16 protein-coding genes are annotated in these 15,592 nt (G+C 72.4%); 7 read left to right on the forward strand and 9 right to left on the reverse strand.

Features of this window, described 5'->3' with window-relative positions:
* Positions 1-84 precede the first annotated feature (84 nt).
* The 3 genes from CLV70_RS07460 (at position 85) to CLV70_RS07470 (ending at position 3,267) form a co-directional block, all read left to right on the forward strand.
* The gene (locus CLV70_RS07460; RefSeq protein WP_106125673.1) at positions 85-444 is read left to right on the forward strand and encodes a YraN family protein; all 360 of its coding nucleotides are present in this window, start codon (positions 85-87) and stop codon (positions 442-444) included.
* On the forward strand, positions 445-1,983 hold the full coding sequence (locus CLV70_RS07465) for a YifB family Mg chelatase-like AAA ATPase (RefSeq protein ID WP_106125674.1): 1,539 nt from the start codon (positions 445-447) through the stop codon (positions 1,981-1,983).
* Positions 1,984-2,088: 105 nt separating this feature from the next.
* A complete protein-coding gene (locus CLV70_RS07470) occupies positions 2,089-3,267 on the forward strand; it encodes a DNA-processing protein DprA (RefSeq protein WP_106125675.1) in 1,179 nt (392 codons plus the stop codon).
* Between the two features lie 2 nt (positions 3,268-3,269).
* Here the strand turns inward: CLV70_RS07470 and CLV70_RS07475 are convergent, their stop codons facing one another.
* Positions 3,270-3,455, reverse strand: a complete 186-nt coding sequence (locus CLV70_RS07475; RefSeq protein ID WP_106125676.1) for a DNA-binding protein — start codon at positions 3,453-3,455, stop codon at positions 3,270-3,272.
* A gap of 2,682 nt (positions 3,456-6,137) precedes the next feature.
* On the opposite strand from CLV70_RS07475, the gene CLV70_RS07485 reads away from it, so the two are divergent.
* Positions 6,138-6,542 carry a GntR family transcriptional regulator gene (locus CLV70_RS07485; RefSeq protein WP_106125677.1) on the forward strand — a complete coding sequence of 135 codons (405 nt, stop codon included), beginning with the start codon at positions 6,138-6,140 and terminating at the stop codon, positions 6,540-6,542.
* A gap of 584 nt (positions 6,543-7,126) precedes the next feature.
* Here the strand turns inward: CLV70_RS07485 and CLV70_RS07490 are convergent.
* Together CLV70_RS07490 and CLV70_RS07495 are read right to left on the reverse strand one after the other, a co-directional pair.
* Positions 7,127-7,588 carry a pyridoxamine 5'-phosphate oxidase family protein gene (locus CLV70_RS07490; protein ID WP_106125678.1) on the reverse strand — a complete coding sequence of 154 codons (462 nt, stop codon included), beginning with the start codon at positions 7,586-7,588 and terminating at the stop codon, positions 7,127-7,129.
* A 138-nt stretch (positions 7,589-7,726) separates the two neighbouring features.
* Positions 7,727-8,068, reverse strand: coding sequence for a DUF6636 domain-containing protein (locus CLV70_RS07495; RefSeq protein ID WP_211303678.1), 342 nt, complete (start codon positions 8,066-8,068; stop codon positions 7,727-7,729).
* Between the two features lie 373 nt (positions 8,069-8,441).
* Between CLV70_RS07495 and CLV70_RS07500 the strand changes: the two genes are divergently transcribed.
* From CLV70_RS07500 to CLV70_RS07510, 3 genes are all read left to right on the forward strand, one after another.
* Positions 8,442-9,359: a tyrosine recombinase XerC gene (locus tag CLV70_RS07500; RefSeq protein WP_106125680.1), complete on the forward strand. Its 918-nt coding sequence runs from the start codon at positions 8,442-8,444 to the stop codon at positions 9,357-9,359.
* Between the two features lie 57 nt (positions 9,360-9,416).
* Positions 9,417-10,604 (forward strand): aminotransferase class V-fold PLP-dependent enzyme, encoded by a 1,188-nt coding sequence (locus tag CLV70_RS07505; protein ID WP_106126043.1) that lies wholly within the window; start codon positions 9,417-9,419, stop codon positions 10,602-10,604.
* Between the two features lie 89 nt (positions 10,605-10,693).
* On the forward strand, positions 10,694-11,563 hold the full coding sequence (locus CLV70_RS07510; protein ID WP_106125681.1) for an AraC family transcriptional regulator: 870 nt from the start codon (positions 10,694-10,696) through the stop codon (positions 11,561-11,563).
* A 314-nt stretch (positions 11,564-11,877) separates the two neighbouring features.
* On the opposite strand, the gene CLV70_RS07515 is transcribed toward CLV70_RS07510, so the two are convergent.
* Genes CLV70_RS07515 through lepB (CLV70_RS07540) form a run of 6 tightly spaced genes read right to left on the reverse strand, consistent with a single transcriptional unit; the run spans position 11,878 to position 15,586 of the window.
* Positions 11,878-12,324 carry a M23 family metallopeptidase gene (locus CLV70_RS07515; protein WP_425440123.1) on the reverse strand — a complete coding sequence of 149 codons (447 nt, stop codon included), beginning with the start codon at positions 12,322-12,324 and terminating at the stop codon, positions 11,878-11,880.
* Between the two features lie 49 nt (positions 12,325-12,373).
* Complete coding sequence (locus tag CLV70_RS07520) at positions 12,374-12,697, reverse strand: DUF2469 domain-containing protein (RefSeq protein WP_043532656.1); 324 nt, start codon at positions 12,695-12,697, stop codon at positions 12,374-12,376.
* A complete protein-coding gene (locus CLV70_RS07525) occupies positions 12,694-13,527 on the reverse strand; it encodes a ribonuclease HII (RefSeq protein WP_106126045.1) in 834 nt (277 codons plus the stop codon). The genes CLV70_RS07520 and CLV70_RS07525 overlap by 4 nt, the downstream gene beginning before the upstream one ends.
* Positions 13,527-13,988, reverse strand: a complete 462-nt coding sequence (locus CLV70_RS07530; protein ID WP_106126046.1) for an NUDIX hydrolase — start codon at positions 13,986-13,988, stop codon at positions 13,527-13,529. The genes CLV70_RS07525 and CLV70_RS07530 overlap by 1 nt, the downstream gene beginning before the upstream one ends.
* A 48-nt stretch (positions 13,989-14,036) precedes the next feature.
* Positions 14,037-14,687 carry a signal peptidase I gene (gene lepB, locus CLV70_RS07535; protein ID WP_106125682.1) on the reverse strand — a complete coding sequence of 217 codons (651 nt, stop codon included), beginning with the start codon at positions 14,685-14,687 and terminating at the stop codon, positions 14,037-14,039.
* Complete coding sequence (gene lepB, locus CLV70_RS07540; RefSeq protein ID WP_211303679.1) at positions 14,684-15,586, reverse strand: signal peptidase I; 903 nt, start codon at positions 15,584-15,586, stop codon at positions 14,684-14,686. Before lepB (CLV70_RS07540) ends, lepB (CLV70_RS07535) begins: the two co-directional genes overlap by 4 nt.
* Between the last annotated feature and the right edge of the window lie 6 nt (positions 15,587-15,592).

Consider the following 15,592-nt stretch of genomic DNA (forward strand, 5'->3'; position numbering starts at 1 on the left):
GTGATGACGGTACGGTTATCCACAGTTGCGCTCCGTCCACAACCGCAGCCCGCGAGCACCCCCGATCAGGCCAGGGTGTCGCCCATGACGAACCAGAGACGGGCGATCGGCGAGTACGGCGAACGCCTCGCGGAACGCCACCTGACCGAGCGGGGCCTCGTCGTCCTGGCCCGCAACTGGCGCTGCGCCGAGGGAGAGATCGACCTCATCCTCCGCGACGGCAACGACCTGGTCTTCTGCGAGGTGAAGACCCGCCGCAGCGACACGTACGGCACCCCGGCGGAAGCCATCACCCGCACCAAGGTCCACCGCCTGCGCAGACTCGCGGCCCGCTGGCTCTCGGAGAGCCGCATCCACCCCCGCGAGGTCCGCTTCGACGTGGTGGCGGTGACCGCCCAGCCCAAGGGCGCAAGCCGCATCGAACACATCCGCGCGGCGTTCTGAATGAGCTACGCAAGAGTCCTCTGCGTCGGCCTGGTCGGGGTGCGCGGCCACCTCGTCGAGGTCGAGGCGGACCTGTCCCCCGGCCTGCCCGCGGTCGTGCTGACCGGCCTGCCCGACACCGCGCTGAGCGAGGCCCGCGACCGGGTGCGCGCGGCCCTGGTCAACTCCGGGCAGGTCTGGCCCAACCGGCGGATCACCGTCAACCTGCTGCCCGCCATGCTGCCCAAGCACGGCAGCAGCTTCGACCTCGCGATCGCCTGCGCCCTTCTCGCCAGCGCCGGCGAGCTGCCGATCGCGCCGATGGAGCGCGTCGTCGTCCTCGGCGAGCTGGGTCTGGACGGCGCGGTGCGTCCCGTCCGCGGGGTGCTGCCCATGGTCGCGGCCGCGGCGGAGGCCGGGATCACCCGCGTCGTCGTCCCGCAGGGCAACGCCCGCGAGGCGGCCGTCGTGCCGGGGATCACCGTCGGCGCGGTCGACTCGCTGCACCGGTTCGTGTCCTTCATCCGCGGCGAGGGGCGGCTGCTCGATCCGCCCCCTCCCCGGGCGCCGGCCGGCGCGAGCGGCCCGGATCTGGCGGACATCGCCGGACAGGAGTTCGGCCGCTACGCCCTGGAGGTCGCCGCGGCGGGCGGACACCACCTCGCCCTGATCGGACCGCCCGGCGCGGGCAAGACCATGCTGGCCGAGCGCCTGCCCTCGATCCTGCCGGAGCTGGACGACGCCTCGGCCCTCGAAGTGACCGCCCTGCAGTCCATCGCGGGCGTCCTCCCGCCCGACGGGGAGCTGATCCGGCGCCCCCCGTTCCAGGCCCCGCACCACAGCGCCAGCCTGGCGGCGCTCGTCGGCGGCGGATCCGGGCTCGCCCGGCCCGGCGCGCTGTCGCTGGCCCATCGCGGTGTCCTGTTCCTGGACGAGGCACCGGAATTCGCCCACCTGACGTTGCAGGCCCTCCGCCAACCGCTGGAGAGCGGCCACGTGGTGCTCGCCCGCGCCCGTGGCACGACGGAATACCCCGCGCGGGTTCAGATGATCATCGCCGCGAACCCGTGCCCCTGCGCCAACCCGGCCGGCGACCAGCACTGCCAGTGCTCCGCGGTCGCCCGGCGCCGCTACCTCGGCAAGCTGTCCGGCCCGCTGATGGACCGGATCGACATCCACATCAAGCTCAAGCCGCTGAGCGTGGCCCAGCTGATGACGACGGAGACGCCGGCGGAGTCGTCCGAGAAGGTGGCGGCCCGGGTCGCGGCCGCCCGCGCCGCGGCCGCCGCGCGCTGGAAACCGCAGGGATGGCGGGTCAACGCCGACGTGCCCGGTCCTCAGCTGCGCCGCCCGCCGTGGCGCCTGCCACCGCGCGACACCCGAGCCCTGCGGGCGGGACTGGAACGAGGCTCGCTGTCCGCCCGCGGCTTCGACCGCATCCTGCGCCTGGCGTGGTCGATCTCGGACCTCGACGGGCGGGACAGACCCGGAGGCTCCGACGTGGACGAAGCCGCTCAGCTCAGGATGGGAGACGCACATGCTCGACAAGCCGCGGACTGAACCGCGCGGCGGGTTCACCCCGGTGACCGGCGACCGCTTCCGGACGACGGACAGTAGGAAGGTGCCCGCGTGAGTAGCTCGGGGCCGGGAAGCGACGCCGATCGGATGGCGCGGGTGGCGCTCACCTATCTCGCCGAGCCCGGCAATCGCGTCGTCTGGCAGCTCGTGCGGGCCTATGGGGCCGAGCAGACCCTGGAACGGCTGATGGGTGGTGACATCGCGGAGGCGGCTCTGCGTACGGCGGTGGCGGTGCGGTCCGGTCCGGGGGATCCGCGGCGGGTGGCCGAGGTGGCCCTGCGCCGCGCCGAGCGCCTCGGGGCGCGGGTGGTCGTGCCGGCCGACGCGGAGTGGCCCGGTGGGGTCGAGGCGCTGGCCATGCTGGAACTGGACGCCGGCGGGCGGATCAACCGGGACGTGCGGCCGCCGTTGTGCCTCTGGGTGCGCGGCTCACGGCCGTTGGGCGACGCCTTCGAGCGGTCCGTCGCGGTCGTCGGGGCGCGGGCGGCCACACCGTACGGCCAGCACGTCACCACCGACCTCGCGTACGGGCTGGCCGAGCAGGAGTGGACCGTGGTGTCCGGCGGGGCGTTCGGGATCGACGCGGCGGCGCATCGCTCGGCGCTGGCGGCGGGCGGGTTCACGGTCGCCGTGCTGGCTTGCGGGGTGGACCGGCCGTACCCGATGGGCAATTCCGGATTGTTCGAGCAGATCGCGGAGAGCGGGCTGTTGATGAGCGAGTGGCTGCCGGGCGCCGAGCCGCTCCGGCACCGTTTCCTGATCCGTAACCGGGTCATCGCCGCCGCGACGGCGGGAACCGTGGTGGTCGAGGCGGCGGCCCGCAGCGGCGCCGTGCAGACGATGAGCCGGGTGGTGGCCCTCAACCGGCGTGCGATGGTCGTGCCCGGGCCGGTCACCTCGGCGATGTCCGTCGGCTGTCACGAACTGCTGCGCCGCTTCCCCGAGACCCGCCTCGTGACGAACGTGGCGCACGTGCTGGACGAGGTCGGCCGGATCGGCGAATACCTGGCGGAGCCGGCCCGGGGCGGCGATCACGCCCGGGACGGTCTCGACGAGGAGTCGGCGCTGGTCCTGGAGGCGGTGCCGCACCACGGCACCGCGGGGCCGGAACAGCTGGCCGCGAGGTCGGGGCTGGGCCTGCGCACGGTCCTGCGGCGTCTGTCGCTTCTGGAGCTCAAGGGCCTGATCGTACGCCGGGAGGACGGCATAGCCCTCGCGGCGCTGGCCCGGGCGGCCGTGGCCCGCACAGATGTCCCGCCGGGCTGAGGCTACGCCTCGGAGTCGTCGATGTCCTTGCGGTGCACCTTCATCCAGGCCTCGACGTCCTCGGCCAGCCACACCTTGCCCTGCGCGAGATCCGCCAGCGGCGCGGGGAAGTCCGCCCTGCTGGTGATCTGGTACGCCCGCTGCCGGCTCACCCCGCCCAGGCGGACGCGGATCTCATGCGCACCCATGAGTCGGATCGACTTAGCCACATGATCGACCGTAGGCGTATGACTATTAGTCATGGGTCAACTTGGTAAAAGACAGCTAGTTACCCGTCAACTATGGTGGTCCCATGACTAGCCCACCCAGGCGGGACCCCGATCAGGTCCCGCCGGCAACCGCCCACAGACGCCATTGGCGCAGCCTGTGGCGCCGCTGCACCTGCGGCCGCCCGGTGCCCTGTGCCCTCACCGCCATCCGACCGGGCGACAGCGACCAGCCGCCGCTCGGAGGCTTCACCGTGCCGGATCCCCGCCCCGTTCCGCCACCCGGCGGAACGGGCACCCCCACTCCCCACGGCTGGGCGCCGCCGGCCCACCCCCGTCCGACGCCGTTCCCGCACGGGGCCCTGCCGACGTTCTCCCCCGCCCACGACGAACCGTACGAGCCGACGACGAGAGACCCCCGCCTCCGAGCCGGAACACCATTCTTCCCGCCCCGCCGCCACCCCCAGCCCTTCCCGGCCCGCCACCTCCATCCGTCCCTCCCGCCCCACCCCGCGACGCCCTACCTACCGGGCCAGCCGGCGAGGTCCCGCCCACCGGCCCAGCCGGCGAGGTCCCAACCACCGGGCCGGCCCGCCACGTCTCTTTCACCGGGCCGGCCCGTGACGGCTCAATCACCGGGCCGGCCCACGACGGCTCAATCACCGGGCCGGCCCACGACGGCTCAATCACCGGGCCGGCCCACGACGGCTCAATCACCGGGCCGACCCGCGTCGGTCTACCCGCCGCCTGGTCGGCTTTCGTCGGCCTCCGCGCCGTCAGGCCGGCTCTGGTCGGTCGCGCCGCCGACAGGGCGGGCTGGAGAGCGGTCCTACAGCCGGCTCGGCGCGAGCCAGGACCGGCAGCCGCGATGCGCCTCCGCGCCCAGGACCTTCCCTCCCGCCGCCATGCCGGCACCCAAGCCTCCCGTCGCCCGCCACATTCACGCGAACGCCGAATGCCGAGCACCGAGAGGGCACATCCCCCAGCCGCGGGAACCGGACGAGCCCGACCAACCGCACGAGGCAACCCGCACCAGTACGGATGACGAGGCACATCCGGCAAGCGAAGGCCCGCGACCAGATTTCCCCGATGCACCGAGCGCACGAGGTGGCACCTCGGCGACAGGCACCGGATGGTGGAAGACCACAGCAATCCCTTCGGCGGACGCACTCTCGCGTCCGCTTGATGCCGTTCAGCCCTCCCCACCCGTCGAGAACCACCCGGCCAAGGAACAGCCCGCACCCGAACCGTCCACGGTGTACCGCCACGCGAGACCGGCTTGGGCGGCGCCGACGATGCCGTTGTCGCAGATCGGTCGGGCCGGCGGGTTGACGCCGGCGCAGGCCTTCCGGGCAGGGCTGGGACACACATGACCGGCACAGGATGTACCACGGCTTTCGGAGGAGGTGACGGTGATCGTCCCCGCGTACCTGAGATCTGCGACTTCGGCGACCTACTCGGCCGACGGCTCGCGCCGGAGACGACACCGTGGCACGCCGACTTCGGCGATGAGGACGATCGGCGGGAGAAGCGCCGGGGCCGCCCATGGTGAAGCTTCCGTACGCGAAGAAGTGGCCCGTCATCAAGCACCCGGCAGTGCCACCCCGGTGGGAATGCGGGACCTGTTCGCAGCCGTGGCCGTGCCCCGAGGCGAAGGAAGAGTTGGCCGTGGAGTACGCCCAGTTCCCGTCGAGCCTGACGATCTACATGTCCTCGTTCCTGCCGGAAGCGGCCCGGGACCTGGCGAACAGCACCGGGATGCCGCCGCCCGACCTGTGGCTCCGCTTCCTGGGCTGGATACGCCCCGGAGAGCTGACGGACGAGACCTCACCGGACTCACCGGATACGGCCGCACTCCCACCAGAACCGCACGCGCCGGAACCACCGGCCGACGCACCGCGCACAGCTGCGGAATTACCCCAGCAGCACACGCCGCGGACACCGGCCGAACCGGCTACACTCTCACCACAGCCACCCAGGCCCGAGCTACCAGCCGACGCACCGCCCACCGCTGCGAAACCACCCCAGCAGCACACCCCGCGGACACCGGCCACAGCCACCCAAGCCACCGGCTCACCCCCACCACCCACACCCGCACCCGCGCCACTAGCCGACGCACCGCCCACCGCTGCGGAACCACCCCAGCAGCGAACCCCGCGGACACCGGCCGGAGCGACGGAGCCAGCCACGAACACGGATCGACCGCACGCGCCGGACACACCGGACACACCGGCCGAAGCAATGGAGTCGGCCGCGGACACGGATCGCCCGCACGCGCTGGAGAAACCGGCCGAGGCAACGGAGTTGGCTGCGTTCTCGGATTCGTCGTGCGGGTCGGAGGCATCGGCCGACGAGGCGGGAACCACGGGCAGGTCCCCGACGCGCGCGCCGGGTTCGGTTGTGGTGCCGGAGCAGTCGGGGAACCGGTCGCAGGGTCAGAACGACGACGGCGACGCCCGCGAGGCGGAGTTGTGGGCGGAAGACCCGGACAGCCCCGGATGACCCGACAGTGACGGGTAGACGGCGGCCGGGGCCTTGGGGGACTGCCGACCGCCGCTCGCCACGCGATCAAGCTCGGCCTTCTCAGCGTGGCAGTACGATCATACCGATGTACGTTCGTACGTACAATATTATGGAGCATCGTGACCACGTACGGTGTCTGTCATGATCGATCCCTCGGCCGACCGCGCGGTCTTCCGCCAGCTCGCCGATCTGCTGCGCAGCCAGATCGAGACCGGCGACCTCGCACCGGGCGAACCGCTGCCGAGCGAACGGCGCCTCGCCCAGGAGCACGGCATCAGTCGTACCACCGTCCGGCAGGCGATCGGCCAGCTCCGCACCGAGGGCCTGGTCACGGTGGACCGTCCACGGGGCACCTTCGTACGCGTGCCTGAGCCGATGGAAATCGTGACCCTCGCCCGCGGCGAAAAGGCCGGCGCCCGCATGCCCACCGACGCCGAGCGCCGCACCCACCGCCTCGGCGAAGGCGTTCCGGTCCTGGTCGTCACAGCCGCCGACGGCACAGTAACGGTGCACCCCGCTGACCGCGTGCAGCTGGCCCGCCCCTGACCACCTGCGACGCCTTTGGGCCACTGGCGGGCTCCGGCCCCAGCCGCGCGCCGGACACATCCACCGTGACCCAACGGCGCCCGAATCACCCCGCAGCACAACGGCGCACGCCAGGCGCCGCCACCACACCACACGGCAACGACGCGCGCCGGGCAATCGGTGCCACGGAGCACGGCCAGGCTCGGCAGCAGACGGCAGACGTCGCACCACGGCAGCGAACTCAGAGCAAGCGGTGCGACAAGCGAGCCGGCCCACGGGACGTCGCACATCGGCCGACGCCTCGGGTCGACAGCGGAAACACCTCGGCGCCCCGCAGCAAAACCTCGGCCTCGCAGCAACACCTCGGCACCCCGCAGCAACACCTCGGCACCCCGCGGCAACACCTCGGCACCCCGCGGCGAGGCTTCGAGCCCACGCGTGCGGCCCACCGGAGCATCACCCGGTCGGCTGATTCGTGCCGTGATGCGGGGCCGTTGCCGGGCTGGGCAGCGGGTCTTGCCGCTCCCCCGGGCTCGGTGGTTACTTCCGGATGCGGCGGCCGTAGCCGTGTTTCTCGTCTCTTGCCGCTCCCTTGGGCTCGGTTATTACTTCCGGGTGCGGCGGCGGTAGCCGTGTTTCTCGTCCCAGGATTCGATGACCAGGTGGTCGGCGGGGTCGCCCACGTACGTGACCGAGACCTCGCGTATGTCGACGCGGAAGTGGCCGGAGCCGTCGCCGGCGTGTTCTTCGGGTGGGGGGATCTCCAGGGCCGTGCCCGTGAGTTTGGCGTCGCCGGGCCATTGTTCGGGGTGGTCGGGTGGGGGTTCCAGGGTGGGACTGTGGATGGCGACGCGGGGGTCGCGGCGGATGTCGTGGAGCTTCCTCGAGTCGCTCATCGAGCCGAAGGTGGCCTCGCCGCCGTGGAACTTGAGCTCGGTGCCGCTGATGCGCGGGGAGCCGTCCCTGCGGAGCGTTGCGATCGTCTTGTTGGTGCCGGCGTCGAAGAGAGCTCTCACCTTGGTGGCGAACTCCGGATTGTCCTTCTCGATCTGCTGCCAACTCGCCATGGTCCGACCCTAGAACGAGGGTCCGACAAAACCGGCCGGCCGATGGAACCACGGCCACGCCGGCTCACAAGATCCACGGCCACCCCGGCTAAGAAAATCCACGAGCGCCCGGCTCAGAAAATCCACGAGCACCCCGGCTCAGAAGATGTTGTATTGCTCCTTGGCGAGGGTGAAGCCGTGGCCCGACGCCTCGTTCTCGCAGCGCATCGCTTGCGGCTCGCTGTCGCAGCGGAAGTCGCCCGCCTTGAGCGACCGGCCGTACTCGAGCTTGTCCTTCGCGCCGAGGACCGTGTCGCCGGCGCAGGTGAAGGTGGCCTCGCCTGTTCCGGCTACCGCGATGCCGGAGCCCCAGTCGAGTTGGCAGTCCGCCGGCGCCGCGCCGGGCGACCAGGACTTCTTGGCGATGTCGCAGCGGGCCGCCTCCTCGGTCAGATAGCAGCCGATGTTGCCTGACGGCGACGCGAAGGCAGCCTCGGTCACCACCTGCGGTGAGGCGGCAGGACCGGAGGACGGCAAGGCGGAGGAAGGCGGGGCGGAGGACGTCGGGGCGTTGCCCAGCCCGGCGTTCGCCGCCGCCGTCGGTGCTGTGGTGGGCGGGCCGGTTCGCGTTCCGGAAGGAGTGGAACAGGCTGCCAGAGTGAGCACCACCGCGAGAAGGACGGTGGCACGGCGCGACGTCCGCGGAACGAACCCGCGGCGGGGCAGGGCACCAGGCCGCCAGGCCGAGACACGCGCCGGCCAGGACGAGGCGGGGCGGGACGGACCGGCGGCGACAAGGCGCATGCGACCTCCCCACAGTGCAGCGGGCACGCCGCCTCCAAACACGGAATGATAGGGCCGTGGAGCAAGACCGATGAGTACCCGCGCCGAGCACGAAGCCCTGCCCGCTGCCATGCGACAGGCCGTCGACGACTTCGGGCTGCATCTCGCGCGGGTCGAGAATCGCTCCGCTCACACCGTACGGGCGTATGTCGGTGATGTTGTCTCTTTGCTCGGGCATGCCGCGCGGGCCGGGTGCGCCACGCCCGCCGATCTCGATATCAGGGTGCTCCGGGGGTGGTTGGCCCGGCGGATGGCCGATGGGGCCGCGCGGAGTTCTCAGGCTCGGCGGGCGGCGGCGGCGCGTGCGTTCACGGCGTGGGCGCATCGGGGCGGGCTGTGCGCGGCCGATGTGGGGGCGCCGCTGGCCAGCCCGAAGGCGCATCGCGATCTTCCGTCGGTGTTGCGCGCCGAGCAGGCGGCCGAGCTGGTCGTTGCCACGGACGACCCGCATTCCGTACGGGACAGAGCAGTGCTGGAGCTGCTGTACGCGACCGGCGTACGCGTCAGTGAGCTCTGCGGCCTGGACGTCGCCGACCTCGACGAGGGGCGGCGGGTGATCCGCGTCTTCGGCAAGGGCGCCAAGGAGCGTGCGGTTCCCTACGGGCTGCCGGCGCAGCGCGCGCTCGACGAATGGTTGCGCCACGGGAGGCCGAAGCTGGCGCACGCCGGCAGCGGCGACGCCCTGTTCCTCGGGGCGCGCGGCGGGCGCCTGCAGCAGACCGTGGTGCGCCGGATCGTTGACGCCGCGGCGCGCGCCGCCGGGCTGCCGCACACGAGTCCGCACGATCTGCGCCACTCGGCGGCCACGCACCTGCTGGACGGGGGTGCGGACCTGCGGGCGGTGCAGGATCTGCTGGGTCACGCGTCGCTGTCGAGCACGCAGATCTACACGCACGTATCGACCGAGCGGCTCCGGGAGGCCTTCAAACAGGCCCATCCGCGCGCCTGATCCACAGGCGGGGCTCGATCACGCCCCCGATCGCGGGCCGTGACGTACGATCGCAGCGTGAGCGCCGGAGACCCGCCCCCGCCCATCCCGGGAGCGCGCCTCCTTTTCTCCCTGGACGCCGCCATCGCCTACCTCAACCACGGCGCGTTCGGTGCGGTGCCGATCGGCGTGCAGCGGGCCCAGCGGCGCCTGCGCGACGAGGCCGAGCGTAACCCGATGGCGTTCTTCCGGGCGCCCGCGCTCACCGACCGGATCGTCCATACCCGACGGCATCTGGCGCAGTTCCTCGGCGCCGACCCGGAGGGCAGCGCGCTCGTGCCGAACACCACCGCCGGCGTCTCGCTGGTCCTGCAATCGGTGCGGCTGCGGCCCGGCGACGAGGTCCTGCTCACCGATCATGGGTACGGCGCTAACGCGCTCGCCACCCGCAGGCAGTGCCGGCGCGACGGCGCCACAGCCCGCACGGTGGCGCTGCCCGTCGACGCGGGGGACGACGAGGTGGTGGCCCGCATCCGGGGTGCGCTGCGGCCCGGCCGGACCAGGCTGCTCGTCGTCGACCAGATCACCTCCCCCACGGCCAAGGTCCTTCCGGTACGCGAGATCGCCACGGCCGCCCGCGCGCATGACATTCCGGTGCTGGTCGACGCCGCCCACGTGCCCGGCATGCTGCCCGTCGACGTGGACCGCATCGGCGCCGACTTCTGGGTGGGGAACCTGCACAAGTGGGGGTACGCGCCGCGCGGCACGGCGCTGCTCGTCGTCGCCCCGCCGTGGCGGCGCCGGATGGAACCGCTCGTCGTGTCGTGGGAACAGGACGCCGGCTTCCCGCTGAACGTCGAGTTCCAGGGCACGCTCGACTACACGTCGTGGCTGGCCGCGCCCACGGGACTGTTCACCCTGCGTACGCTCGGGGTGGAGGCCGTGCGACGGCACAATGCGGCGCTGGCGGCGTACGGTCAGCGGGTTGTCGGTGCCGCCCTCGGCCTGGCGCCGGCCGACCTGCCGGACCCGGGCGCGGCCGAGGCCTCGATGCGCGTGCTGCCCTTGCCGTCGGGCATCGGGACCACCTATGCGGAGGCCCACGCGGTGCGGCAGCGCATCGCCGACAAGCTGGCCACCGAGGTGGCCGTGAACGCGTGGGGCGGGCGCGGCTGGCTGCGGCTGAGCGCCCAGGTCTACAACCAGGCGGAGGAGTACGAGAGCCTGGCGCAGCACCTCCCGGCCCTGCTGAACGACCTGCGCTGAGCACCCGGCCTGCGGCCGATCGGATCGGTCCGCTGCGATCGGGCGCGACCGGCGCGTCCCCGGCCAGGGTGGTAGCCGGAGGAGGCCTCATGATCGCGGCACTGAACCGGCTGGTCGACCTCGTCGAGGAGCACCTGGCCGGCGACTTCGACGTCGAGGACGCGGCCCGGGAGCTCGGCACGACCGAACACCACCTGCGGCGGATGTTCTCGTCGCTGGCCGGCATGCCGCTGTCGGAGTACGTGCGCCGCCGGCGGATGACCGTGGCCGCCGCCGACGTCGTCCGCGCCGAGCGGGACCTGCTGGGCATCGCCGTCCGGCACGGCTACGGCTCGGCGGAGGCGTTCGGGCGGGCGTTCCGGGCGGTCCACGGCGCCGCCCCCGGTGACGTACGCCGCGACGGAGGCCCCCTTCGCGCACAACCACAGCTCAGGTTCCGCCTGACCGTCGAAGGGAGCGAACGCATGGACACCCGCATCGCCGACCACCCCGCGTTCCGGCTCGTGGGGCACGCCGCCCGCGTACCGCTGGTCCACTGGGGCGCCAACCCGCACATCCAGCGGCACATCACCGCCCTGCCGCCCGAGGAGCACCAGCGCCTGAAGGCCCTCGGCGACACCGAACCGGCCGGCCTGCTCGCAGTCAGCGCCGACCTCGACCCGGACCGCGCCGAGGGCTGCGAGCTGACCTACCTGCACGGCGTGGCCGTCTCCCCGGCCACCCCGGTCCCCGGCGACCTCGACACCATCGAGGTCGCGGCGGGCCGGTGGGCGGTCTTCCGGACGTCCGGGCCGCACCCGCAGGCCCTGCAGCGGACCTGGGCCGCGACGGCGAGCGAGTGGTTCCCCGCCAATCCGTGGCGGCTGCGCCCCGGCCCGGAGATCGTCGCGGTCCTGGACCGGGCGGCCGACTTCAGCACGGCGACGTGCGAGCTCTGGCTGCCGGTCGAACCCGCGTAAGCACGGCCGCGACCAGGCTGGGTCTCGCCGGCTGCGGCCTGGTCGGCACACGCGGCAGCGGCCGGCGGCCCGCACCAGGTGTCGGCGATCCGGGACGGCACAGCGGAAGCGGTGAGGACCGTGCCGCCCCCGGATCGCCACTCTGGACGGCACCGACAAGACCACGGTGACCCGAGCCAAGTAGCCACGCAACCCGCAACCCGCGACCGCGGGACCGCGCAACCGCGCAACCGCGCGACCAGGGACCGCGCAACCGCGGGACCAGGGACCGCGCAACCGCGGGACTGCGGGAAAAGGGGCCGCGGGACGAGCCGTCACAGTGGCAGGAGGCGAACCCTGCCGAACCCCAGCAGCACCAGCGGGTCGAGGTACTCGCTGCCGCGGCGGAGTCCCCAGTGCAGGCAGGCCGCCGCGGGGCAGCCCGGGTGCCCCGCCGCGAGTCTGCCGAGTTCCTGCCCCGCCGCCACCTCGTCCCCCACCCTCAGGGTCGTCCGGCTCACGGGCTCGTAGGTGGTGCGCAGGCCGCCGGGGTGGGCGAGGCTCACCACGCCGCGGCCCGCGACCGTGCCGGTGAAGACGATGGTGCCGGCGGCCGGGGCTCGGACGGGGGCGTCCGGGCTCGCCGACAGGTCGACACCGCGGTGGCCGGAGAGCCAGGGCCGGGGTGGCGGGTCGAAGCGGCGGGTCACCTGCGGATCAGGGACCGGCCAGTGGAAGACGACGGACAGCAGGAGCGACAGAAGCGGAACCATGCCGGGCATGCTGCCCGATCAGCACCCCGCCCCGCGGACGCCCTGTGGAAAACCCGGTTCAGCCGCCGAAGTTGGCGTCGTCGGGCAGGGAGATGTCCGGCTTCTCGAGCTCCTCCACGTTCACGTCCTTGAAGGTCATGACGCGAACGTTCTTCACGAACCTCGCCGGGCGGTACATGTCCCACACCCACGCGTCGTGCATCTCGACCTCGAAATACACCTCGCCGTCGGAGTTGCGGACGTGCAGGTCGACCTGGTTCGCCAGGTAGAAGCGGCGTTCCGTCTCCACCACGTACGAGAATTGGCGGACGATGTCGCGGTACTCCCGGTAGAGCTGCAGCTCCATCTCGGTCTCGTACTTCTCGAGATCCTCTGCGCTCATCGCTTCTCGCCCTCCATGGCCTCATCTTCCCCCACCGGCACCGGCGGCCGAGGCTGCTCGCCCGACGCCACGCCGACGGTACCCTCCAGCTCCGGCCACAGCATCAGCGGCTCGGCGGAACCCGCGCTCGAACCTGGGGTGACGCCGCTCGCGGGGCGCCGGGCCCGGGGTGGCCGGTTGCCCCGGCCGGAGGCCGCCGCCACGTTCACGTACGAGAACCGATGCTCCACACACGGCCCATGAGCCGTCAACGCCGCGCTGTGCTCGTCGGTGATGTACCCCTTGTGCACGGCGAACCCGTAGTGGGGGTAGTGCCCGTCGAGCTCCACCATCAGCCTGTCCCGGGTGACCTTCGCCAGCACGCTGGCCGCCGCCACGCAGGCCGCGACCCGGTCGCCCTTCCAGACCGCCAGGCCGGGGGCGCCGAGGCCGTCGACCGGGAAGCCGTCGGTGAGCACGTAGTCGGGCCTCGTGGACAGGGACGCCAGCGCCCGGCGCATCGCCGCGAGGTTGCAGACGTGCAGGCCGCGGGCGTCCACCTCGGCGGGCGGGACGATCACCACCGACCAGGCCAGGGCGCGCTTGACGACCTGCTCGTAGACGCGCTCGCGGGCGGCCGGCGTCAGCAGCTTGGAGTCGGCCAGCTCCTCGATCTCGCCGCGCTTGCCCTCGGGCAGGATCGCGGCACCGGCCACCAGCGGCCCGGCGCAGGCGCCACGACCGGCCTCGTCGGCGCCGGCGACGTGGGTGAAGCCCCGGCGTTGCAGCGCGCGTTCCAGGGCGTAGAGGCCGCCCTCGCGGCGGACCACGGTCCGCGGTGGTGCCAGCATCAGAAGCCCCGCGAGGGTACGCACCGCCGCAGCAGCTCGGCGAGGCCGGGCGGATAGATCTCCTCGGCGGACGCCTCGACCTCGGCCGCGGACCACCAGCGGTGCCCGATGATGGTGCGGCGTTCCTCCGCGTCGAGGCCCGCCCCGTCGACGTCCCAGGCGGTCACCCCGTACGCGAAGAAGTCCTGGGTCTGCCGGTATTGCCGCGCGTCGTAGCTGAACTCGGCCACCTCGTGATGCACGGGCTCCCCCAGCGCGACCGGCTCGACCCGCAGCCCGGTCTCCTCGAACAGCTCCCGGGCGGCCGCCTGAGCGGGCGTCTCGCCGTCGTCCACACCGCCGCCGGGGGTCATCCACCACCGCTTGCCCGGACGGGCCGGATCGGTGCCGTGCAGCAGCAGCACGCGCCCGTCCGCGTCGGTGAGGAGCACCCGGGCGGCGCGCCGGTCGATGTGGGTCACGCCCACCAGCCTATTGCGCCGGACATCGATCTTGAGCCGGGGTCCGCGCTACTTGGCGGGGGCCGGGTCCGGGATGTCGTCGAACTGCCCGGGCACCGGCAGCCAGGTGGCGCGCCCGACCGGCCAGAAGATGGTGAAGGCGCGGCCCACGATCGAGTCGGCCTCGATGGTGGCCTCCTCGATGTTCTCGCTCTGCTCCCAGTGCTCGAGGGAGTCGCCGGACGCCGACCGGTGGTCGCCCATCACCCAGAGCCGGCCGGCGGGCACGGTGATGTCGAACGGCTCGTCGGCCGCCGGGTCCTGGTTGCCGTCGGCGTCCTTGTAGATGTACGGCTCGTCGAGGGAGTGGCCGTTGATGATCAGGCGCTGCTGGGCGTCGCAGCAGACCAGGTGGTCGCCACCGACGCCGATGATGCGCTTGATGAAGTCCTCGCCCTCGGTGCCGCTCTGCCAGTCGGTGGGCGCCTTGAAGACGACGATCTCGCCGCGGCGGGGGTCGCGGAAGTCGTAGACGAGCTTGTTGACCAGCACCCGGTCCCAGACGTTGAGCGTGTGCTCCATCGACGGCGACGGGATGTAGAAGGTCTGCAGGACGAAGGCCCGGACCAGGACGGCCACGAGAATCGCCACGCCCAGCAGGATGGGCAGCTCGCGCCAGAAGGATCCACGGCGCTTCTCGCCGGTCTGCTCGTCAATCACGAACGGAGCCTACGTCGCCGCGGGCTGAACCACAGTCCGGAACGCGCGGATACGCCGACACTTAGCAGGAACGGCAACGTAACCGCCGTGGTGGCCGGATCGGGGGCGCGCTCCGGGCGGGCGCCCATCGGTGCGGCTGCGACCGGATGGGCGGTTCCGTACGCCTTCCAGTTGTCCGGCACGGAGAGGCCCGTGAAGCGGCTTGTCGGCCACACGACGACGAAGGCGCGCCCGATCACGTTGTCGATCGGCACCGGACCCTGGCAGCGGGCGTCCTGGGACACCAGGCGGTGGTCGCCCATGACGAACATCTGGCCGGCCGGAACGGTCACCTCGGCGAAGCGCCGGCTGGTGCACTGACGCGGGTTCGGCGGGGCGTCCAGCGGGGAGTTCTCCTGGACGTACGGTTCGTCGATGGGTTCGCCGTTGACCGTGATCCGGCCCTGGTCGTCGCAGCAGGCCACCTTGTCGCCGGGGAGCCCGATCACCCGTTTGATGAAGTCGCGCTCGCCGGGGCGACCGGCACCGACCAGGTCGCCGATGGTGCGGCCGAGCTTCGCGCCGAACGTGTTGCTGATGGGCTCGGCGGGCTGCTCGGGGGCCCAGTTGTCGGTGCCGCGGAAGACCACGATCTCGCCGCGGAGCGGGTCACGCATGTCGTAGACGACCTTGTTGACCAGCACCCGGTCGCCGACGAGGAGGGTGTTCTCCATCGAGCCGGAGGGGATGAAGAACGCCTGCACGAGGAAGGTGCGGATGAGCACGGCGAGGCAGAAGGCGACGACCAGCAGCAGCGGAAGCTCCTGCCAGAGCGGCATCTCCTTGCGCCGGATCACCCGGCCGCGGCGCCGCCCGGACGAGGCGCCCCGGTACCCCTGCATCGGTTCCACGCTTCGCATCTCCCG

This window comes from Pseudosporangium ferrugineum (genome assembly GCF_003002065.1).
GTDB lineage: Bacteria > Actinomycetota > Actinomycetes > Mycobacteriales > Micromonosporaceae > Actinoplanes > Actinoplanes ferrugineus_A.